Source organism: Bradyrhizobium sp. 521_C7_N1_3 (assembly GCF_052075975.1).
Classification (GTDB): Bacteria; Pseudomonadota; Alphaproteobacteria; order Rhizobiales; family Xanthobacteraceae; genus Bradyrhizobium; species Bradyrhizobium japonicum.
In genome coordinates, this window is the sequence record NZ_CP197232.1 from 9200845 (window position 1) to 9221323 (window position 20479).

Annotated in this window: 26 protein-coding genes; 13 read left to right on the forward strand and 13 right to left on the reverse strand. The window is 61.5% G+C overall.

Going from position 1 to position 20479, the window contains the following annotated elements:
- Positions 1-98 precede the first annotated feature (98 nt).
- The 3 genes from AB7008_RS43585 to uvrB all read left to right on the forward strand — a co-directional run bounded on the left by AB7008_RS43585 (position 99) and on the right by uvrB (position 3661).
- Positions 99-326, forward strand: a complete 228-nt coding sequence (locus AB7008_RS43585) for a hypothetical protein (RefSeq protein WP_028158006.1) — start codon at positions 99-101, stop codon at positions 324-326.
- A 54-nt stretch (positions 327-380) separates the two neighbouring features.
- Positions 381-611, forward strand: a complete 231-nt coding sequence (locus tag AB7008_RS43590) for a Lar family restriction alleviation protein (RefSeq protein ID WP_248880059.1) — start codon at positions 381-383, stop codon at positions 609-611.
- A gap of 89 nt (positions 612-700) precedes the next feature.
- Positions 701-3661: an excinuclease ABC subunit UvrB gene (gene uvrB, locus AB7008_RS43595; protein ID WP_441260869.1), complete on the forward strand. Its 2961-nt coding sequence runs from the start codon at positions 701-703 to the stop codon at positions 3659-3661.
- A gap of 99 nt (positions 3662-3760) precedes the next feature.
- Here the strand turns inward: uvrB and AB7008_RS43600 are convergent, their stop codons facing one another.
- Together AB7008_RS43600 and AB7008_RS43605 are read right to left on the reverse strand one after the other, a co-directional pair.
- Entirely contained in the window at positions 3761-4522 is a 762-nt protein-coding gene (locus AB7008_RS43600) for an IS5 family transposase (RefSeq protein WP_211380958.1), read from the reverse strand.
- Positions 4523-4762: 240 nt separating this feature from the next.
- Positions 4763-5455: a Crp/Fnr family transcriptional regulator gene (locus tag AB7008_RS43605; RefSeq protein ID WP_038944727.1), complete on the reverse strand. Its 693-nt coding sequence runs from the start codon at positions 5453-5455 to the stop codon at positions 4763-4765.
- A gap of 211 nt (positions 5456-5666) precedes the next feature.
- Here AB7008_RS43605 and AB7008_RS43610 point away from each other — a divergent pair, with 211 nt between their 5' ends.
- Positions 5667-5975, forward strand: a complete 309-nt coding sequence (locus AB7008_RS43610) for a hypothetical protein (protein ID WP_211380957.1) — start codon at positions 5667-5669, stop codon at positions 5973-5975.
- A 411-nt stretch (positions 5976-6386) separates the two neighbouring features.
- Here the strand turns inward: AB7008_RS43610 and AB7008_RS43615 are convergent, their stop codons facing one another.
- On the reverse strand, positions 6387-6623 hold the full coding sequence (locus AB7008_RS43615) for a DUF6894 family protein (protein WP_304501676.1): 237 nt from the start codon (positions 6621-6623) through the stop codon (positions 6387-6389).
- A gap of 274 nt (positions 6624-6897) precedes the next feature.
- Here AB7008_RS43615 and AB7008_RS43620 point away from each other — a divergent pair, with 274 nt between their 5' ends.
- The gene (locus AB7008_RS43620) at positions 6898-7290 is read left to right on the forward strand and encodes a response regulator transcription factor (protein WP_441260616.1); all 393 of its coding nucleotides are present in this window, start codon (positions 6898-6900) and stop codon (positions 7288-7290) included.
- Between the two features lie 173 nt (positions 7291-7463).
- Positions 7464-9815 (forward strand): SIR2 family protein, encoded by a 2352-nt coding sequence (locus AB7008_RS43625; protein WP_441260870.1) that lies wholly within the window; start codon positions 7464-7466, stop codon positions 9813-9815.
- Positions 9816-9842: 27 nt separating this feature from the next.
- Here AB7008_RS43625 and AB7008_RS43630 read toward each other — a convergent pair whose 3' ends face one another.
- From AB7008_RS43630 to AB7008_RS43640, 3 genes are all read right to left on the reverse strand, one after another.
- The gene (locus AB7008_RS43630; protein WP_441260871.1) at positions 9843-10223 is read right to left on the reverse strand and encodes a hypothetical protein; all 381 of its coding nucleotides are present in this window, start codon (positions 10221-10223) and stop codon (positions 9843-9845) included.
- A gap of 118 nt (positions 10224-10341) precedes the next feature.
- Positions 10342-10521 carry a hypothetical protein gene (locus tag AB7008_RS43635; RefSeq protein ID WP_441260872.1) on the reverse strand — a complete coding sequence of 60 codons (180 nt, stop codon included), beginning with the start codon at positions 10519-10521 and terminating at the stop codon, positions 10342-10344.
- 77 nt (positions 10522-10598) lie between these two features.
- Entirely contained in the window at positions 10599-10835 is a 237-nt protein-coding gene (locus AB7008_RS43640) for a hypothetical protein (protein WP_441260873.1), read from the reverse strand.
- Between the two features lie 293 nt (positions 10836-11128).
- Here AB7008_RS43640 and AB7008_RS43645 point away from each other — a divergent pair, with 293 nt between their 5' ends.
- The 5 genes from AB7008_RS43645 to AB7008_RS43665 all read left to right on the forward strand — a co-directional run bounded on the left by AB7008_RS43645 (position 11129) and on the right by AB7008_RS43665 (position 14684).
- Positions 11129-11581 carry a nuclear transport factor 2 family protein gene (locus AB7008_RS43645; RefSeq protein WP_441260874.1) on the forward strand — a complete coding sequence of 151 codons (453 nt, stop codon included), beginning with the start codon at positions 11129-11131 and terminating at the stop codon, positions 11579-11581.
- A gap of 239 nt (positions 11582-11820) precedes the next feature.
- Positions 11821-12261 (forward strand): nuclear transport factor 2 family protein, encoded by a 441-nt coding sequence (locus AB7008_RS43650; RefSeq protein WP_441260875.1) that lies wholly within the window; start codon positions 11821-11823, stop codon positions 12259-12261.
- A 383-nt stretch (positions 12262-12644) separates the two neighbouring features.
- On the forward strand, positions 12645-13568 hold the full coding sequence (locus tag AB7008_RS43655) for a hypothetical protein (protein WP_441260876.1): 924 nt from the start codon (positions 12645-12647) through the stop codon (positions 13566-13568).
- 217 nt (positions 13569-13785) lie between these two features.
- Positions 13786-14208, forward strand: a complete 423-nt coding sequence (locus AB7008_RS43660; protein ID WP_014492019.1) for a hypothetical protein — start codon at positions 13786-13788, stop codon at positions 14206-14208.
- Between the two features lie 338 nt (positions 14209-14546).
- Positions 14547-14684 (forward strand): hypothetical protein, encoded by a 138-nt coding sequence (locus AB7008_RS43665; protein WP_014492018.1) that lies wholly within the window; start codon positions 14547-14549, stop codon positions 14682-14684.
- A gap of 42 nt (positions 14685-14726) precedes the next feature.
- Here the strand turns inward: AB7008_RS43665 and AB7008_RS43670 are convergent, their stop codons facing one another.
- From AB7008_RS43670 to AB7008_RS43680, 3 genes are all read right to left on the reverse strand, one after another.
- Positions 14727-14873 (reverse strand): hypothetical protein, encoded by a 147-nt coding sequence (locus AB7008_RS43670; protein ID WP_014492017.1) that lies wholly within the window; start codon positions 14871-14873, stop codon positions 14727-14729.
- Between the two features lie 199 nt (positions 14874-15072).
- Positions 15073-15552, reverse strand: a complete 480-nt coding sequence (locus tag AB7008_RS43675; protein ID WP_441260877.1) for a MaoC family dehydratase — start codon at positions 15550-15552, stop codon at positions 15073-15075.
- Positions 15552-16004, reverse strand: a complete 453-nt coding sequence (locus tag AB7008_RS43680) for a MaoC family dehydratase (protein ID WP_028151574.1) — start codon at positions 16002-16004, stop codon at positions 15552-15554. The genes AB7008_RS43675 and AB7008_RS43680 overlap by 1 nt, the downstream gene beginning before the upstream one ends.
- Positions 16005-16185: 181 nt before the next feature.
- Here AB7008_RS43680 and AB7008_RS43685 point away from each other — a divergent pair, with 181 nt between their 5' ends.
- On the forward strand, positions 16186-16485 hold the full coding sequence (locus AB7008_RS43685; RefSeq protein WP_441260878.1) for a DUF4282 domain-containing protein: 300 nt from the start codon (positions 16186-16188) through the stop codon (positions 16483-16485).
- Positions 16486-16595: 110 nt separating this feature from the next.
- Here AB7008_RS43685 and ychF read toward each other — a convergent pair whose 3' ends face one another.
- The 4 genes from ychF to AB7008_RS43705 form a co-directional block, all read right to left on the reverse strand.
- Positions 16596-17693, reverse strand: coding sequence for a redox-regulated ATPase YchF (gene ychF / locus AB7008_RS43690; protein WP_028151572.1), 1098 nt, complete (start codon positions 17691-17693; stop codon positions 16596-16598).
- 54 nt (positions 17694-17747) lie between these two features.
- Positions 17748-18353: an aminoacyl-tRNA hydrolase gene (gene pth / locus AB7008_RS43695; protein ID WP_014492012.1), complete on the reverse strand. Its 606-nt coding sequence runs from the start codon at positions 18351-18353 to the stop codon at positions 17748-17750.
- Positions 18354-18414: 61 nt separating this feature from the next.
- Positions 18415-19128, reverse strand: coding sequence for a 50S ribosomal protein L25/general stress protein Ctc (locus AB7008_RS43700; RefSeq protein WP_028157999.1), 714 nt, complete (start codon positions 19126-19128; stop codon positions 18415-18417).
- Between the two features lie 199 nt (positions 19129-19327).
- On the reverse strand, positions 19328-19579 hold the full coding sequence (locus tag AB7008_RS43705; protein ID WP_011090176.1) for an accessory factor UbiK family protein: 252 nt from the start codon (positions 19577-19579) through the stop codon (positions 19328-19330).
- A 167-nt stretch (positions 19580-19746) separates the two neighbouring features.
- Between AB7008_RS43705 and AB7008_RS43710 the strand changes: the two genes are divergently transcribed.
- Positions 19747-20478, forward strand: coding sequence for a dienelactone hydrolase family protein (locus AB7008_RS43710; RefSeq protein ID WP_441260879.1), 732 nt, complete (start codon positions 19747-19749; stop codon positions 20476-20478).
- Position 20479 lies beyond the last annotated feature (1 nt).

Genomic DNA, 20479 nt, shown 5'->3' on the forward strand with positions numbered 1-20479 from the left:
AAAGCCGGCCGCTTGTGAATGGCTTCACATACTGAACGCGCCAAACGTGGTCCCCTTGCCCCTCCAACAAGACACTTACGGAACATTTGGGGACTACAATGACGACCCTCTACGACGGTTTTGACATCGAATCCTTCGAGGCCGGCAAGGGCCTTTGGCATGCCCGCATCCGCCGCGCCGATCTCAGCCCCCTCGCCATCGATGGCGTGCTGTTTCCGGCCATGGAAGTCGGTTTCGCCTGGCCCGACCAGAGCGCGGCGATCGCCGACGCCAAGCACCACATCGACCGCTTCCGCCGGCGGGCCGACGACCACGACGACGAATAGGCGCGGGACTCCAAGCGAACCAGGGGACGGCGCAGCATAAAGGGGGAACCGGTCATGTCAGTCATCGAATTCGAAGACACGCCGCGGCCGAGGATCTACGCTCGCAATGTGCTGTCGAAATGTCCCGAATGCGACGGCGAACTCGCGGTGCTTCGCGTGATTGGCGGCCGCGCCGGCTGTGAGTACTGGACCATGCGCTGCACCGATTGCGGCGGGATCCATCTCGACATCCTCGAGCCGCGCCGCGCGACCAACGACGACGAGGCCCCGCCGCCGGCGGCTTAAAGAGGCTGCTGCCAACCTGCTGTCAGCAGCCTGAGCACGGACGTACCTTCGCTCTTTTCTGAAGGGCTGACTCGTCCCATATTCGGAGCATGGCGAAGAAACCTGCTCCCCCGAAATCCCCCAAATCCAAGGCCCCGAACTCCAAGGCGCATCGGCCTGACGTGCAACCGATCGGGCCGGCGCTGGCCGAGTTGCTCAATCCCGCGATCAATCGCGGCGATGCCGGGCTGGGATCGGGCACCGGACTGCAGCCGCCGCCGGACAATTCGCGCGACCGCCGCGCCGGGGGCGAGGCTGCCGCCCATCGCGCACGCGCCTCGACGCCGAAGGAGTTTCCGCAGGATACGACGCGGCCGATGCCGCTGCGGCCCAATCCGCAGCCAGCGGGGGCGCGCGCTTCGGAGAGCGGCGGTTTCGACGAGGCGCCGCAGGCCAATTACGGCACCGCCGCCACGATCCCGACGCTCGATCCGGAATTGGCGCGACAGCTCGGACTTCCCACCGAAGAGGACGATGCCGAGGCGCTGGCCCGGCCGCCGCGCACCAAGATGGAGGCGCTCGGCGTCAAGGCGACCGCCGACGCGCTGGAATCGCTGATCCGCGAGGGCCGGCCGGAATTCCGCAAGGACGATGGCTCCACCAAGGTGTGGACCCCGCACCGGCCGCCGCGTCCGGAGAAGTCCGAAGGCGGCGTGCGCTTCGAGATCAAATCCCCCTACCAGCCGCGCGGCGACCAGCCGACCGCGATCGCCGAACTCGTCGAAGGCATCCAGCGTAACGACCGCAGCCAAGTGCTGCTCGGCGTCACCGGCTCCGGCAAGACCTACACCATGGCCAAGGTGATCGAGGCGACGCAGCGGCCCGCCATCATCCTGGCGCCGAACAAGACGCTCGCCGCCCAGCTCTACGGCGAGTTCAAGAGCTTCTTTCCCGACAACGCGGTCGAATATTTCGTCAGCTATTACGACTACTACCAGCCGGAAGCCTACGTCCCGCGCACCGACACCTACATCGAAAAGGATTCTTCGATCAACGAGCAGATCGACCGCATGCGCCACTCGGCGACGCGCGCGTTGCTCGAACGCGACGACGTCATCATCGTGGCGTCGGTGTCCTGCATCTACGGTATCGGCTCGGTCGAGACCTACACCGCGATGACCTTCGCGCTGAAGAAGGGCGAGCGCATCGACCAGCGCCAGCTCATCGCCGACCTCGTCGCCCTCCAGTACAAGCGCACCCAGGCCGATTTTACCCGCGGCACTTTCCGGGTCAGAGGCGATGTCATCGACATCTTCCCGGCGCACTATGAGGACCGGGCCTGGCGCGTGAACCTGTTCGGCGACACCATCGAGACCATCGAGGAGTTCGATCCGCTCACCGGCCACAAGCAGGACGAGCTCGAATTCATCAAGATGTATGCGAACTCGCACTACGTGACGCCGCGCCCGACGCTGGTGCAGGCGATCAAGTCGATCAAATCGGAGCTGAAGCAGCGGCTCGACCAACTGCACGACCAGGGTCGCCTCTTGGAAGCGCAGCGGCTGGAGCAGCGCACCACCTTCGATCTCGAGATGATGGAGGCGACGGGAAGCTGCGCCGGCATCGAGAACTATTCGCGCTATCTCACCGGGCGCCTGCCCGGCGAGCCGCCGCCGACGCTGTTCGAATACGTCCCCGACAACGCGCTGGTGTTCGCCGACGAGAGCCACGTCACCGTGCCACAGATCGGCGGCATGTTCCGCGGCGACTTCCGCCGCAAGGCGACGCTGGCCGAATACGGTTTTCGTCTGCCCTCCTGCATGGACAACCGCCCGCTCCGCTTCGAGGAATGGGACATGATGCGGCCACAGACGGTTGCGGTGTCGGCGACGCCAGGTGGCTGGGAGCTGAACGAGAGCGGCGGCGTGTTCGTCGAGCAGGTGATCCGCCCGACGGGGCTCATTGATCCTCCCGTTCATATCCGCCCCGCCCGCACCCAGGTCGACGATCTCGTCGGCGAGGTCCGCGCCACCGCCCAGGCCGGCTATCGCTCGCTGATCACCGTGCTGACCAAGCGCATGGCGGAGGACCTCACCGAATATCTGCATGAGCAGGGCATTCGGGTTCGCTACATGCACTCCGATATCGACACCATCGAGCGCATCGAGATCATCCGGGATCTCCGCCTCGGCGCGTTCGACGCGCTGGTCGGCATCAACCTCTTGCGCGAAGGCCTCGACATTCCCGAATGCGCACTGGTCGCGATTTTGGACGCCGACAAGGAAGGTTTTCTGCGCAGCGAGACCTCGCTGATCCAGACCATCGGCCGCGCCGCGCGCAACGTCGACGGCAAGGTGATCCTCTATGCCGACCAGATGACGGGCTCGATGGAGCGCGCCATCGCGGAAACCAACCGGCGCCGCGAAAAACAGGTCGAGTACAACACCGCCAACGGCATCACGCCGGAGAGCGTGAAGAAGCAGATCGGCGACATCCTCAACTCCGTCTACGAGCGCGACCACGTGCTGGTCGAGGTCGGCGGCCACGACATGACCGACGACGTCATCTCGATCGGCCACAATTTCGAAGCCGTGCTCGCCGATCTCGAAACCCGCATGCGCGAGGCCGCAGCCGATCTGAACTTCGAGGAAGCCGCCCGCCTCCGCGACGAAGTCAAGCGCCTGCGCGCCACCGAGCTCGCGGTCGTCGACGATCCCACCGCCAAGCAGCGCACGGTGCAGGGCAAGGCCGGTGCCTATGCCGGCACCAAGAAGTACGGCGATGCCGCCAACCTGCCCGTCAGCGCGATGAAGAAAAAGACCGTGAGCTCCGCGCTGAAAGCCAGCGGTGGCGGCAGCGGCTCGAAGGTCCATAAGCCGCATCTCGACGAGATGCACGGGCCGGAGTCGTTGCCCTACCGCGAGAACCCGAGCCTGCCGTCAAAGCCGTTCGGCAGCACGAGCCGCATCATCCAGCCGACGGACTCAAGGCAATCGGGGCCGGAGTTTGGGCCGGCGCCGAAGTCGACCGGTGGGCAGCCGGGGCGACGGGGTGGGTGGAAGAAGAGGTAGACCGAAGTGCAGGTGGCGATGCTACGCAAGTATTGGTTTTCCACCTGTGGAAACAGTGGTAGCTAATCCTTTTCGGCTACCAGAGATTGTGCAATGGGTTTAGGACGCGGACTCATTAAGGCGCAGCCATAGTCTGATTGACGCGAGTTGAACGAATGCGAGGTAGTTGGCAGCGAGCCTATCGTAGCGCGTCGCCACCCGACGACATTGTTTGATCCTGTTGAAGAACCGCTCGACCTGGTTGCGAGCACGATAGAGATAGGGGCTGAAGCAGATCGGATCGCTTCGATTGCTTTTCGGCGGGATGTTGGCCCACGCGCCCTTCTTCATGGCAAGCTCCCTGATCCAGTCCGCATCATAGCCACGGTCAGCAAGCAGCATCGACCCGGATTTCAGACGAGACAGCAGTTTTCCGGCGAGTCGAACGTCATGGGCCTCACCCGGGCTCAGCGCCAGCCGTACCGGCAGACCATTGCCATCGACCACCGCATGGATTTTGCTCGTCAAGCCGCCGCGGGACCTTCCCATCGATTGGCGCTGGTTCCTTGTGATGCAGGCTCCATGCTGATGCACGCGGACAATGGAGGTGTCGATCATTTGGACAGCGGCATCATGGGCAGTGGCAAGCGCTTCTATGATGCGGCCCCAAACACCTGCCCGCCGCCACCTAACGAAACGGTTGTAGCAAGTGGTGTATGGGCCAAACGCCGTCGGCAGATCACGCCAGGGTGCTCCTGATCGGAGGACCCAGAAGATGCCATTCAGGACCCGTCTGTCGTTCACCCGAGGAACGCCACGCGGCTTGTTCGGCAGCATCGGCTTGATGGCGGTCCATTCATGGTCGGCGAGTTCGTAGCGCATGATTCGAGTCCCCAGTTCGGGAGCTTGAATCACGGCAGTCCGGCCAAACGCAACTCTCCTGGCCCGCTCTTGGTACGGCGCTTACGGACAGGAGCGGACATCAACCAGTCCTCAATCCCTGCCAAATGCGTCGAAAATGACCCAGAGCGGTCGTGAGGCTGTCAGGTTCACAAGCCGGCTAGATGACCCCACGCTGGTGCGGCAGCTAGACCAGAGGGGCAACGTCCGAGCAGGTTCAATTCATTTTTCCTTTTCGGCACGCTTTCTTAGGTGAGGACTGTCATGCAAGACCACGTTCAGCAGGGAATTATGGACCTCCAGTGATCCGTTGTATTTGATGAACCCAAGCTTGCGGAACTTGTTCATGAACATGCTGACGCGCGACCTGGTGGTCCCGACCATCTCCGCGAGTGTCTCCTGGCTTATCTTCGCTATGACCGGCTCGGGCTTACTCTCCTTGCCGAAGTTCGCCATCAAGAGGAGCACCCTCGCCAGACGCTTCTCACTGGAATTAAAAAGTTGGTCGACCAAGTCCTCCTCGACTCGGGCGTTCCTAGACAACAGGTGAGCCATGAACATCTCAGAGAATTTCGGCTCGTCATGGAGCACACGCACGATAGCTGCCTTTTCGAGCCGCATGATGACGCACTCCGTCACCGTTACGACCGTCGCCACCCGCAGCGGATGCCCATTTAGGCAGCTCTCACCGAAGAAGTCCCCATTTCCGTGGAGCGCGACGACCGCCTCCTTGCCCTGCTCGGAGACGACGCAGACCTTGACCTTGCCCTCCTGAATGTAGAAGACCGCATCACCGGGGTCTCCCTGAGAGAAGACCTTCCGATTCTTCCGATAGTTTGAAACGGTCCTCCCCGAGGCCACGGTGTGGAGGAACTCCTGGACGTCGAAGGGCTGCTTCTTCGTTGCCTTGGCCACGCTTCCCGCCTTTAATTATCAACTGGCTTACATTCTAGGGCAAACCGAACATCAGGAAAACCCGGCCCGGATGTCGGTGGCAGTGTAGTGGCACGTGTCCCCGGCGGCCAGGTGAGCACTAAAGCTCAGATTTCGGCTCCAAATGTGCGCAGACTCGTTCGTTATGGAGATGCCGAACCAAGAGGCGTCCCAGTAACAGAGGAGCTGAATTATGGGTGTCATCCTTCCGTTCTTATCAGCGGGCGTGTTCGAGCCGAACGATATTGAGGCGATGTCCCTGGCTTGTGAGGAAGTCTGCCATTACCTTCATATCAACGGCGACACGCGGGCTCGCGAGACCATCGCCACGAGAGTCATCGAGCTGGCCCAGCGCGGCGAACGTTGCCCCACAGTCTTGCGCGACCGGGTGCTTGCAGGAATGAACGCTGGCCCCGGACGATGGCTGACGGGGTTTGGCGTCGTCTCAGGGACGCCCGCCAATGATGATCTCAGGCTGTCCACTTCTGGGCGATTGTGTTGAAGAAGTCGGCCTGTAGATATCTAGCGGCGACCTAACTCACTAACGACACGTTAATTTCTTTTGGCATGTGAGCACTACTGACCAGCGCCGAGCCCAGCGGCGGTTCCACAGTGGGTCCCATCACCGCCCACCACGGCAACTACCGGTGACTGAGAGTTCTGTAACGCTCCCGCCTGATCAAGGCGTGCAACATGTTCCGCCATCCCCGAACGCTATGTCCAGCGTGCCGAACAGAAGCGGTGCTGGCTCGGATTACGCCCGGCCGCTTTGGCTTCGATATCCGGACGTTTGAGTGCCCCGCGTGCAAGGACGTCCACCAGCTTGTGGCCGATCTGGTTGATCCGATGAAATCCCCGCGAACAACCGGCTGGCTTCACGGTCAACTGCAAGCGCCGACGTAGCGGCTGCACCTTATTGGGCCGGGTTTTCGTATGAGGGCCTTGAATACACGGGCACGGTGCCGATCTCACGTCCGTCATCGCTGATTATGGCGATGCGACGCTTAGGATCATCTTCGGGCTTATCAAGTGAAACGCCGATGGCCAGCACCGTCGCCCTGATGATTGCAGCGATATCGTCGTCGCAAACAAAGCCCGATGAATCAAAAAGCCTGTGGCCATCCTCAACATCAAAAAAGTAGCGGGGCATCGGCAACCTCTACTGCGCCAAGTGCTTCCAGACAGCATTGTTCCGAATAGGCTGCCGAATAGGGGGCCTCAAGCAGACCATGGGAAACTGCGAGGCCCAGAGAGGCAGTCGCGTCCGGGCTTTGTTCCACTTTCCCGTCTGTTCTCTCAAGATGGGTTTTAACCCCAAGTGGCCCCAGTTTCATTGTGAGCAATATTGCTCACTTTCCCCGGAACGATAGTCTGTTCCCCGCGTGTACCCTTGCGCTCCTATTGCGGCGCACTGAGGTCCCCGAGTGGAAAACCAACAGCTTTTTATCCTGGTCGTTGAAGACGACCAGCTTGTTCAGGACCTTGTCGAAGACTGCCTGAGCGAGGGCGGGTTCGAGACTGTAGCAACTCCGTCCGGCGAAAAGGCCATTGAGCTACTTGATGTGGCCGAGGGCAAATACCGGGCGCTCGTCACGGACATCAATCTGAAGCCCGGTGAGATCGACGGGTGGGAGGTCGCGCGACACATCAGAGAGATCGCCCCCCACTTTCCCGTCGTTTACATGAGCGGCATCGAAGCAGACGATTGGGCATCAAAGGGCGTACCTCACAGCATCATGTTGGCGAAGCCGTTCGCGCCCGCGCAGCTTGTCACTGCCATTTCTCAGCTTCTCAACGCGATCCCACCAGCCGAGTAAGTGCCGCCTCAGTCGCCTGTTGGCCCATAGCGACATATTGCGCTGCCGCCCGAAGTCGGTCGCTATAGGGGCAAAGCAGACATTGCTTTAGTCGCATCACACCGCCGGGTTTATGGGTACACGGCCTAGAATTAAGCAACGCTCTCGATCGGATATACGGTGGATACTCTATTTTGTTCGTCGGTTCTGGATTCTCTGCTTACGCTAGGAATGGAGACAATGACTCCCTTCCTACAGGTGGAACACTTCTAGCGCTGCTAAAATCGGCCACGGGAATTACTTCCAATTACCCCCTCGATATTCTTTCGCGTGAATATGTTGAGCGATTTGGCGAGCATGGCTTGCTTCAGCTTCTCCAGACGAAGCTAACAGCCACATCCGTTTCAGGAAGCCAAGAACTCGTTTTGACGTTGCCTTGGCGCCGCATTTACACGACAAACTACGACAATGTTTTGGACCTGTGCGCGAAGAGCGTTGGCAAGAAGATTGCCCCAGCAACGCTGCGAGACAAGGCAGATCATGATCGGCGCATCACCCAGTGCGTTCACCTCAATGGTCGGCTCCCATCTGTTTCTCTGGACAGCTTTTTGCAGGAGATAAAGCTCACGAGAGCGTCTTATCTAACTGATACCTTCCTTAATACTGGCTGGCTAACTACATTTCGAAATGACCTCACACTAGCCAACTCCGTATTCTTCATTGGCTATAGTATGTACGATATCGACGTTGCTCGCATCGTCTACGAAGATCCAATGCTCAAGGAAAAGACGTTCTTTGTCGACGCGAGCGACTTGGATCCGGTGATGCAACGGGAACTAGGTCAATTCGGCACGGTATTTCCTATCGGACTTGACGCCTTCGCGGGAGCGTGCATCGAGCACAAACCACCTCCTGCACAGTTGCGACCATTCACCGCTTTCCAGCTTTATGCAAAGCCTTCGAACACTGACCAGATCAAAGGCGACGACGTCCTCTCTCTCCTTATCCGAGGCGAGGTACGCGATGAACTCATTCCAGCCGCAGCAACAGGACCCAAATATCTTATCAACCGGACCGCAATAGATGACATTCTGACGAAGATTAAGAGCGGGGCGAAGAGATTTCTTATCCACTCGGATCTCGGCAACGGCAAAACAACCTTACTTCATCTTTTGAAGCTTCGGCTTGCGCTGGAACAATTCACGGTTCTCGAATTGAAGCAGAGCTTCGACATCGTCGACCCGGACATCCATCTGATTGCCGAAGCTCAAAAGCCCGACGTCATCATCGTAGAGGACATCTACCGTAACAGCGACACCGTCAGAAAAATATGCTTCGCCGCCCCCAATGCGATCGTTATTGCTACCGCCAGAAGCAGCATCTTTGACCTCCGAAACAACGAGGTGGAAGAGATTTTTGATGGAGAGTTTTTCGAACACGCGATCAATGTGCTTACTGGCACTGAACGCCAAGAGCTTACTCAACTGGCAACAGAGAATGGGCTTTGGGGTGACCTCAGCGCGAAGTCGCAAGAAATAAAGAATGACTTCATTCTAAGGAAGTGCGGAAATGAGCTTCGTTCATTCTTGATCCACCTGCTCGACACACCCAGTTTTAAGGAGAAGATCCGATCATCTTTCTATTCCACCACCGACGAAGATATTATGATCGGTATCGCACTAATACTATTTTTAGACGTAGCTAACTTCGACCCCGATCTATTCATTGTCTCGCAGCTGTCAGGCGTCGACTTCTTAAAGGCTTCTCGACTAAAGAAAGATACCGTCGCCCGAGAGTATCTGGAATTTTCGTCTGGAAAAGTTCGAGTGAAGTCAGCCATTCTGGCTCAATTCATTCTGAGGGAGATTTTCGACTACGACACCTCTCTGCGCTTTTTGATCAAGGCCATTCGCACATGCGAAGTAGCGAAATCGCAGAACGATTTTTTCAGTGACGTTCAAAAAGAACTAATGAAATTCAGCTTCGTCGATCGGATTTTCGCGCGAACCAGAGACTCGAGGCATTACATTGGCTTCTATGACTCGCTTAAGACGTTACCATCAATGTCGCGCAACCCTCAATTCTGGCTTCAATATGCCATTGCACGCCTTGAGCACTCGGAATTTCGTAGCGCGGAGACACTCTTCCGAACGGCATACAGCCATGCAAAATCCCGAAACGGATATAATCCGTTCCAGATAGACAACCACTACGCCCGCTATCTACTCGTCAGCAGAACTCATGACCGGTCATACGAGGATTTCTTTAGAGCGTTCACTGAGGCACACGGATTACTGATGAAGCAGACGCGGACTGAACCCAATGCCTATTACCCGTTTAAAGTCGCTCGATTTTACAAGGAGTATGTGGAGCAAAACTTAGACCGCTTAGTGCCCGAGCAAATATCTGTCATCAAGGGCGCGGTCGGGCAGATGATAGCTCAGATCGACAAGGGCACTCGGCATGTTATGCGTTACAGATTAGTCCAAGAGTGTCGCCTGGATCTGGAAGAGACAACCAAACTGCTCTCCAACCCACCTATCTAAGAACTACTTCGTGTAATGCGTTGATTCTCACCCCACGCTCGCCGTCACCACCGCCATCACCGACAGCAGCAGCACGATGGTCACGAACTGGAGCGAGGCGACCGGCTGGGTGCGCCATGCGGTGATCTTGTCGATGAGCGACAGATGGGCTTCGAAGAACTTTGGTTCGTAGACGGCCTTGAAGATTGCGGGGAAGCTCGGGCCGAGGGTTAACAGCGCGTGCATCAGCGAAGCGACTGCGACGAAGATGGCGACGCCGGGGTCGCCGACGAGGTCGTGGTTGCCGCAGAGCTTGAGCAGGAAGGCGGCGACGGCGAAGGTCGGGAAGCTCTGGAGCGTCGCGGTCAGCGCGAGGCCTTCGGTCGCGTTGTGGAGGTGGGACTTTCTCGCGGCGACCGTGGCGGCCATGGCACGTCTCGCTGATGACATGCGGACGACGGTAGCTGCGGCGGCGACGGGGCGATGTGAGATGGGTCACGCCCTGTTGAGGGTCCCGTCTGCCGCGGCAGCGGGCCAATCAACGACCTCAGAGCTGACGGAAGAAGATGAGGTAAATCGCCAATCCGACCGTCGTGAACGACAGCAGGACGCCGAGCCAATTGTATTTGACGCCTCGCGTACGGAAGGCGCTGATCACAAAACGAACGAGGAAATACAGGAACAGGATTGCGAGGACGACGCCCCACAAGAACTTCCCGACGTCCATCGTCCCCTCGCCCGACTCAACCCCAGCGTTTGCAGCTGGAACTTACCATCCGGGGGACAGAAGGGGTTCCCGTCCCTCTACAGCTTGCCCTGCCCGTTCATCTGGCCCTGCTGTTGCTGCTGCTTTTCCTGCTCCTTGGCGTGATGCCTGCCGTAGAGGCAGCCGGCGGCGGCGCCCAGGACGCCGTGATGGCCGGCATAGTGGCCGGCGACGCCGCCGACGACCGCGCCCTTGATGCAGCCCTTGGCGTTGGCGCCCGAGGTCGCGCCCAGCATCAGCAGTGCTGCGGCGACGGTGAGAAGCGGGGATTTCATGATCGATGTCTCCGGATCGGTTTCCGTGTCTCAACGAGCGCCGACGGGCGCGGGTTCCCATGCGCCGTGCGTGGCGGGACGCGCCCGCCGATTTGCATGCGGCGTCATCACGGGTCAGGAAATCCGCTTGAATTCGAGCAGGCGACCACAAATGCAATCTGTGATTGCAGTTCATGAACCCGGCCTTGTGTCGGCGCGTCATATGATCCGAACACCTTTGTCTTTGCGGACTGATGGACCCGCAGAGCGCGCATTGGTGTTTGCAATCGACACCCCACGAGGGCGGGAGCGGCATGACGGTTGAATCGCTGAACAGGCAACGCGTGCTGCATCTGCTGGACAGCTTTGCACGCGGCGATATCGAGGCCGCGCTGGCGTGCTGCACCGACGACGTCGACTTTCTCACCCACGCGCCGATCGACGTGCTGCCGCACATGGTGCCCCGCCACGGCAAGCAGGAGCTGCGCGAGCTGTGGCAGACGGTGTGGTCGCGCTATTCCGAAATCCGCTACAAGGCGCCGCACATCCTCGCCGAGGGCGACGAGGTCGCGACATACATGCACGCCTACTTCAAGAAGCGCAGCAACGATCGCATCGTGCAGTTCGACATGGCGGTGTTCTACAGCTTCCGCGGCGGACTGGTGGCGCAGATCCGCGAGATCATCGATTCCTACGATCTGGTGCAGCAGGTGCTGGAGCGGGAGATCGGGCCGCTGATCGTGGGCGCGCTGGCGGACGGGGGATGACCCTTCTCCCTCGCCCCGATCTGATGGGCAGAGGTGAAGCAGAGACCGGAAGATTACGGGGGTCTGTTGTAAATCTCACAAACCCGCATCAATTGTGCATTGCGAAAACGTGAATTGCGTTTTGGCCGAAATGACCTATTTTATTTGTATACGAATGAGTTAAGCGGGTCTCCGGCACATTTTCGGTGCATGGGGCTGTTTTCCGTTTTTTCTGCAAGCCAGCTTCAGGACGTCCCCAAATGACAGAGCACAGCCTCTGGCGTTTCTCGCGCGCGTTGCACCGCGCGGTGAACGACCGGGATTTCAGTGACGTCGAGTCCCTGATCGACGAGGACGTCGAGTGGGCGATCTATGGCCCGATCGACATGTTTCCGTTCCTCGGCGCGCGCCAGGGCCGGGATGCCGTGCTCGACGTCATCCGCCAGCTCGCCGACAATTTCCGCGTCCGCCGCTTCGACCGCGAGAGCATCATGCTCGGCGTGGATTCCGCGGCCTCGATGCTGCGATATTCGCTGACCGCGCTGGATTCCGACAAGCCTATCAGCTTGCGGGTCGCACAGTTCGCCCAGTTCAGGGCGGGCAAGCTGATCAGCATGCGCGTGCTGGTCGACACCTTCGATCTGGTTGAACAGGCACTCGGCCGCGCCATTCATCTGCCGAAGATGACCCGCGTCGGCTGAGGGGGACGCCAACGGGCCCCGCTTGCCGGGACCGATGATTGATGCTCGCCCGACCCGCGTCCTGGCCTCCAGCCCCGCCGGATGCCGTCGTGGCGAAGCTCGTCATCGGGCGCGCGCCCTTCGCGCGGCCCGTTGGTTCGCAATTCCAGTGGTTTGAGCATGATCTCCGCGCAAACGCGTTCCGCGTTTGTCGCGAGGGAAAACCGCTGCACACTTTGCGCTGGCGCGGCCCTTCGGGTCCGGATCATGCTCTGGCCAAGGCGAGCCGCCACAATTTCGCAACGATAGATCACCATGTGTTGAGCGGACGGAATGGCGCATGGTCATCACCGAAGGCCGCATTATAGTGGCGGCAAGCATGCGCTGGGCTGGCGGGCAGGACGATGGAATTCTCGACAGGTTTTGGCTGGACGAGGCTGCCGGTGCTGGCGGCCGCATTCATTTTTGGCTCGGTTCTGACGGTCTCGGCGCAGATCATCCCGCCCTTCTCGGCGGCTGCGCCTGACGACGAGGCCGAGACCGAAGCCACAGAGACCGCCGCAACCCCCGACGTCAACGACCCCGACATTTTAAAGGGCATCGACGTCGACAAGCTCGACTGGAGCCAGCTCGCGGTCGACGCCGGCACCGGCAACGACGTCATGGCCGCCAAGAAGCGCGCCCAGGCCGCCGCCAAGGACGGCCTGAACTGGTCGTCGAACGCAAACGCCAACGGCTCCTCGGCGGTGGCCGTGAAGCAGTCGGTCTCCTCGTTCTGGGACGCCCGCATCGGCGCCGACATGACGGTGACGAGCGAGCCGCGGACGATGTCCGAGCTGCTGGCGCAGAAGGCCACCAATGGCGGCAGCCTGCCGCAATCATCCGGCAGCGCCTGGGCGGCGGCGACCGCGCCGGGCGCGGGCTCGATCTGGGACAAGACCGCGGTGGAAGCCCGCGTCGATCCCGGCGCCGAGCAGAGCAAGATCGGAGCATCGCTGACCAAGTCGGTGCCGCTCTCGAGCGACACGTCGCTGACGCTCCAGAACGGCTACAGCGTCAACCAGCAGGGCACCACTGCGGTGCCCGGCATCGGTGGGCACGTCACGCGCAACTACGAGACCGATCAGACCGCCAAGGTCACCCTCACCGACACCGGCACCAGCATCACCGCCGGCCAGTCGCTTTCGACCACCGACGACAAATGGCTGCGCAAGGTCGGCGCCGAGCAAAAGCTGTTCGACAACGTCACCGTCTCCGGCTCGGTCGGCGAGACCTCGCAGGGCGCGATCAACAAGAGCCTGACGGCGGGCTTCAAGAAGAGCTGGTAGCAAGTCCCGCGCCTACCCTCTCCCGACATCCCGGGATAGGTTCGTTTTCCCAGCCATTCAGACTCTCGTAACCATACGCCACGGCAAAGCCCCCGAATCGTCCGCCCTTGCCGTATCTCGGCCAAGTTGCGGTCAAAATCCGACGCCCTAGTCGGGTGACCGAACTCGTCGTGCGGGGGACCCTCGCGCTGCGCTCAACGCGAACAGGGGAATAACGATGAACGCCATGCGTCCGGAAAAGACCGAATCCACCGAGACCGAGACGGTCGACACCAACCTCGCCGCAGTGACGGAAGTCGAAGCCGGCATCCGCGACTTCGTTCGCAACGATATCGCCTATCTGCGCCGGCCGGCATCGGGAACCACCGACACGCCGCCGCTCGATCCGAGCGCGGAAGCCACCGTCACCAACGTCAACTCGCTGATCCAGCGCGTCGCCGGCACCTCGCTCGCCGAAATCGAGAACCTGATCTCCGAGCTCGAGAGCCTGCGCGACCTGCTCCATGCCGAAGGCCAGCGCGTCCAGCGCGAGATCTCCGGCTATGCCCAGCTCAGCCAGGCCGCGATGAAGTCGACCCGCATGATCGCCGACAACGTCGCGCAGTGGAAGCGCGCCGCCGACGGCCTGCGCAACAGCTGATCACTCACGTCTCGCATCTACCGGCCGCCGCGTTCCGCAAAGGGGCGCGGCGGTTTTGATTCGTGGGCGTGAAGCGGTACTCCGTCTCTCCTGTACAGGTGTCATCGCCCGCGAAAGCGGTCGATCCAGTATTCCAGAGACGACAGTGATTGAGCCGAGAAGCCGCGGCGTACCGGTTGCCCCGCCCCCCGTGCGCAATTGCGCACTAGGCGGGGCATGACAACGGGGGTTTGGTGAGCGCCGCGCGGGCGACAACATCCCCTTTGAACCCACCGCGCCCCAGCGCCGACCAATGCCAAGCGCCCGCAGCCTTGAGGCCGGGCCTGGGGACATTTCAGATGGAAAGCATTCGGCCCGACAACACGGACCCTATCCCGCTGCGGCCCGCGCCGAACCAGTTCGGCACGATCATGCTGCGCTTCGTCGGATTGCTGGCGGTGGCGATCGCGGTGCTGGCGTTCGTCTATAGCCGCTGACGGCGGAGGCCGGGCGTCCGGCCCCGAAGAGTTAACAAGCCCTTAACGGCTCGCGTCGATCGCCGAGGCTTCCAGGGTGTAGGCGCCATCGGCGTAGCCCTTCACCACCATGCCGGCGACCAGCATCACTGCCAGCGTCGCGGTCGCAAAGATAAATCCCACCAGCTTGAGTGCGCCGCGGTCTGCCATGGTCCTCGTCCCCTGTTCTCTGCCCAATTCGTTTCAATTAGACAGCGACAGGTTCATAATTGGTTAGCAACTCGATGGTTCCGCCAACTGCTTCGCGGGTCATCACGTTGAGCAGGCTTATGGCAGCCGCCCGGAATCGCGTCCATAGCGCGGGGGCAACACTCGCGCACACATTTGGACCGTTCATCTTGGAACAGGTCTAACCGCTTTTCCGCATCGGCACGAAGGCGCTGGCGGTGATGGAATAGACCTCCTCGTCGCGCTGGTTGGTGCCGGTGGTGCGGGCCGTCACAATGCCCCAGCCGGGGCGCGAGGCGGAGCTGCGCTTGTCGATGACTTCGTTGACGTAGGCGACGGTGTCGCCGGCGAGCACCGGCCTGATCCAGCGCAGGTCGCGAAAGCCCGGCGACGGCCCCCACACCGCGACCTCCTCGCCGCGCGAAGCGGCCTCACGCGCCAGACGCTGGCCATCCGCGACAAGCAGGCTCATGCAGGCCGAGCCGACATGCCAGCCCGAGGCCGCAAGACCGCCGAACAGCGAGTTCTTGCCTTCCTCCTCGTCGAGATGGAAGCGCTGCGGATCGAACTTTGCGGCGAAAGTCTTGATGGACTCCGCGGTGAACGTATAGGCGCCGATCTCGCGGCGGTGGCCGATCTCGATCTCCTCGAAGAAGGGCATCAGACTGCTCCCTCGCGGCGCTTGATCAGGATCGGCGAGGTCATCTCGCACAGCGCTTCGCCCCTGGCGTTGCGCACGGTGCATTTGAACTTGACGATGCCGAGCTCGGGGCGGCTCTTCGAGGTGCGCGCCTCCAGCACGTCGACGTCGAGCATGAGATCGTCGCCGGGCCGCAAGGGGGACAGCCAGCGCACCTCGTCGACGCCGGGCGAGCCGAGCGAAGCGGCGCGTGTGATGAAGCCATCGGCCATCATCCGCATCATCAGCGAGCAGAGGTGCCAGCCCGAGCCGGACAGGCCGCGCAGCATGCTCTTGGCCGCGGCCTCCTCATCGAGGTGCATCGGCTGCGGATCGAACTCGGCGGCAAAAGCCAAAATCTCGTCGCGGGTGACATGGCGCGGGCCGAATGTTCCGAACCGGCCGGGCGGGAAATCTTCGAAGGTCAGGGTCATCTTGGGAAAGCTTCGAGGGAATGACAGATTGTGGCCGCACTTTGTGGCAATCTCAACCCGCCGGCCCGCATGGCTCGTGCTACATTCGAGGCGCCGGCGTTGGTCTTGAGTCGGGTCAGACGAGGGCCAGGCTCCACGTGCAAGGCCCGATTTGAAGGCTCGATTTGTCTTGGGGGGAGCAATGTTTTCATTCAGCGACCTGTTTCAATGGGACCGCTTCATCACGCCGACGATCATCAAGACCTTCTACTGGCTGGTGATCGCGTTGATCTGCCTGTTCGGCCTCTCCGGAATCTTCTCCGGTCTCGCGACGATGGCGATCAGCCCGTTCGGCGGCTTCCTGGTGCTGCTGTCGTCGATCGCGAGCATCGTCGTCGGCATCGTGTTCTCGCGCATCGCCGCGGAGCTGATCCTGATCATCTTCCGCATCAACGAGCATCTCGGCGCGATAAGAGACCAGGGCGGCGGGACGCGGTCGTAGGTGCCGTAGGGTGGGCAAAGGGAAGCGTGCCCACGTCTTCTGTCGCCATATTGGATAGATGGTGGGCGCGACGCGCCTTTGCCTACCCTACGAGAGTGCTCTTTCGCGTCTTACGTATTGAACCTAAAATGCATCACGTCGCCGTCGGCGACAACGTATTCCTTGCCTTCGAGACGCAGCTTGCCGGCATCGCGGGCGCCGGCCTCGCCGTTCAGCGCGACATAGTCCTCGTACGCAATCGTCTCGGCGCGGATGAAGCCTTTTTCGAAGTCGGTGTGGATCACGCCGGCCGCGCCCGGGGCCTTGGTGCCGCGATAGATGGTCCAGGCGCGCGCTTCCTTCGGGCCCACCGTGAAATAGGTGATGAGGTCGAGCAGGGTGTAGCCGGCGCGGATCAGGCGATCGAGGCCGGCTTCTTCGAGCCCCAGCGTCTCCAGGAAGTCGGCGCGCTCCTCGCGCGAAATGGTGGCGATCTCGGATTCGATCTTGGCGGAGATGACGACGGCAACGGCGCCTTCCTTGGCCGCCTGCTCCTCCACCGCCTTGGAGAACGAATTGCCCGTGGCGGCCGAGCCTTCCTCGACGTTGCAGACGTAGAGCACGGGCTTGGACGACAGCAGGCCGAGCATCCCGAAGGCGCGCTCCTCCTCCGCCTTGCGCTCGACGAGGCGGGCGGGCTTGCCCTCGCGCAGCAGCACCAGCGTGCGGTTGACGAGGTCGAGCTGCTCCTTGGCGTCCTTGTCGTTGCCCTTGGCTTTCTTCGTAAGGTTGTCGACGCGCTTCTCGAGGCTGTCGAGGTCGGCGAGCATCAGCTCGGTTTCGATGGTCTCGATGTCGGCGAGCGGGGCGATCTTGCCCTCGACATGCGTGATGTCGGAATCCTCGAAGCAGCGCACGACATGCGCGATGGCGTCGACCTCGCGGATGTTGGCGAGGAACTGGTTGCCGAGGCCTTCACCCTTGGAGGCGCCGCGCACGAGGCCGGCGATGTCGACGAAGGTCAGCCGGGTCGGGATGATCTGCGCCGATTTGGCGATGGCCGAGAGTTTGTCGAGCCGCGGATCGGGCACGGCGACTTCGCCGACATTCGGCTCGATGGTGCAGAACGGATAGTTCGCGGCCTGTGCCGCCGCCGTCTCGGTCAGCGCATTGAACAAGGTCGACTTGCCGACATTCGGCAACCCGACGATCCCGCATTTAAATCCCATGGTCGTCCTCTATCCGTATTCGTCATGGCCGGGCTTGACGGAGAAAACGGCGCCCTATTCCTTGCCGTTCTCGTCCTTGGTCAAAAAGCCCTTCGCCTGCATGGCGAGATGCACCCTGTTGGCGAAGGTCGCGTCCGTGCCTTTGGCAACCAGTGCCGCGTGCTCGGCCACCGCCTCGCACAACGTCGCCACCCAGTCGTTGTCGGCCTTGGCGAAGTCCGACAGCACGTGGCCGTGCACCAGTTCCTTGACGCCGGGATGACCGATGCCGAGCCGGACCCGGCGATAGTCGTTGCCGATGTGCGCGGAGATCGAGCGCAGGCCGTTATGGCCGGCGATGCCGCCGCCGATCTTCACCCGCACCTTGCCCGGCGGCAGTTCGAGCTCGTCGTGGAACACGGTGACGTCGCCGGGCGCGATCTTGAAGAAGCTTGCCGCCTCCTGAACGCTGCGGCCGGAGTCATTCATGTAGGTCGTCGGCTTGAGCAGGATGATCCGCTCGGTGCCGAGCGCACCTTCCGAGGTCTCGCCCTGAAACCTGCGGCGCCATGGTGAGAAACCATGACGCCGCGCGATCTCGTCGACGGCCATGAAGCCGATATTGTGCCGGTTACGTGCGTATTTCGCGCCGGGATTGCCGAGCCCAACAAAGAGTCGCATGACGCGGCGCGCCCCTCGCTCGGCGCGCGATCAAGGACCGCGCGCCCAGCTCTTTGAGAGATTACTTCTTCTTGTCGCCGCCGGCGGGAGCCTTGGCAGCCGCAGCCGGAGCAGCAGCACCCGCAGCCGGAGCCGCAGCGCCAGCCGCCGGAGCAGCCGCAGCAGCGCCCGGAGCTGCAGCCGCAGCCGCGGCCTTCTGCTCTTCGGCGTAGCCGGACGGCGGCACGATGGTGACGAGGGTCGCGTCCTCGCGGGTCAGCGCCTTCACGCCGGCCGGCAGCTTGACGTCCGACAGATGGAGCGAGTGACCGATTTCAAGCGTGCCGACATCGGCCTCGATGTACTGCGGGATGCTCTCGACACCGCATTCGAGCTCGATCGCGTGGGCGACGATGTTGACGGTGCCGCCGCGCTTCACGCCCGGGGACGCTTCCGCCTTCACCACGTGCAAGGGAACGCTGATGCGGATGGTGGCGCCTTCGCCGAGCCGCATGAAGTCGACATGGATCGGGAAATCCTTGACCGGATCGAGGTGGTAGTCGCGCGGAATCACGCGGTGCTTCTTGCCCTCGAGGTCGATGTCGACCAGCGTGGTCAGGAACCGGCCGGCAAGGATGCGCTGGCGCAGTTCGCGATCTTCAATCGAGATCGTCACCGGGGGCTGGTTGTTGCCGTAGATCACTCCGGGCACTCTCCCGGCGCGACGCTCTGCCCGGGCGGCCCCCTTGCCGCTCTTCGGACGTGCGGTCGCCTTCAATTCCTTGACGGTCGCCATAACGTTAAGTCCTTGTTTTTGCAAAAGTTAATGGGCCGCAAGGCGGCCCATGGTGTACGCCGCAGCAAGCCTCCAGGGGTGCGGGGGCCGCGGACGTGGCGGGCTTTTACCCGGAAGACGCGGAAATGACAAGGAGAATGGGCCCGCCCGGCAGGGTTCCCACCCTCCCTTGGAGGGGGAAGAGCGCCTTACGCCGGCCCTACCCGCCCAGCTTCGCCTCCAGCGCTGTAATCCGTGCCTTCAGGGCCTCGTTCTCCTCGCGGGCGAGGCGGGCCATGTCCTTGACCGCCTCGAACTCCTCGCGCTTGACCAGGTCCATGTCGCGCAGGAATTTCTCGGCCTGGGTGCGCATCACGGTGTCGAACTCGCGCTTGACGCCCTGGGCGGCACCGGCGGCGTCGTTCATCAGGCGGCCGATCTCGTCGAAAAACCGGTTGTTGGTCTGGGTCATGTCGGTCTCCTGGCCGCCTCAGATAAACTTTGCGCGAACGCGCGGAAAGACAATGGCAATCCGGGCGAAACGGTTCAAGAGCCGATCGGCGGTATCCTTGTCACGCCCCGGTTTCCTTGCAATCGTATTCAACGTCCCTGCATAACAAGAATCAGAAGGCGCACGAGATGATCGATCAGCAGATCGCGATTCCCACCAAGGACGGCCACACCGCAACCTTCATCACCCATCCCGAACGCGGCGGGCCGTTTCCGGTCATCCTGTTCTACATGGATGCGCCGGCGATCCGCGAGGAGCTGCGCGACATGGCGCGCCGCCTCGCCACCTCGGGCTATTACGTGATGCTGCCGAACCTCTATTACCGCTCCGGCGTGATGGAGCTCGGCGCGCTGCCGGCCGATCCGAATGCACCCGAGCGCAAGCGCATGTTCCAGCTCATGGCCTCGCTCAACATTCCCATGATCATGGAGGACACCAGGGCCCTGCTCACCTATGCCGAGGGCCAGGCCGCCGCCAATACGAAAATCGTCGGCACCGTCGGCTATTGCATGAGCGGCCGTTACGCCGTCAACGCGGCCACGCACTTTGCCGACCGCGTCAAGGCCGCCGCCTCGATCTACGGAACGCATCTGGCGACCGACGAAGCCAACAGCCCGCATCTCGCCGCCGGCAAGACCAAGGCCGAGCTCTATTTCGCCTGCGCCGAGACCGACATCTACGCGCCCGCCGAGGTCATCGCGAAGGTCAAGCAGGGCATGAGCGGAGCGAAAGCCGAGGTCGAGATCTATCCCGGCACGCATCACGGCTTCGCCTTCCCCAAGCGCCCGGTCTACGACCGCGACGCCGCCGAACGGCATTGGGAGCGTCTGCTGGCGCTCTATCGCCGCAATCTCGTTTAAG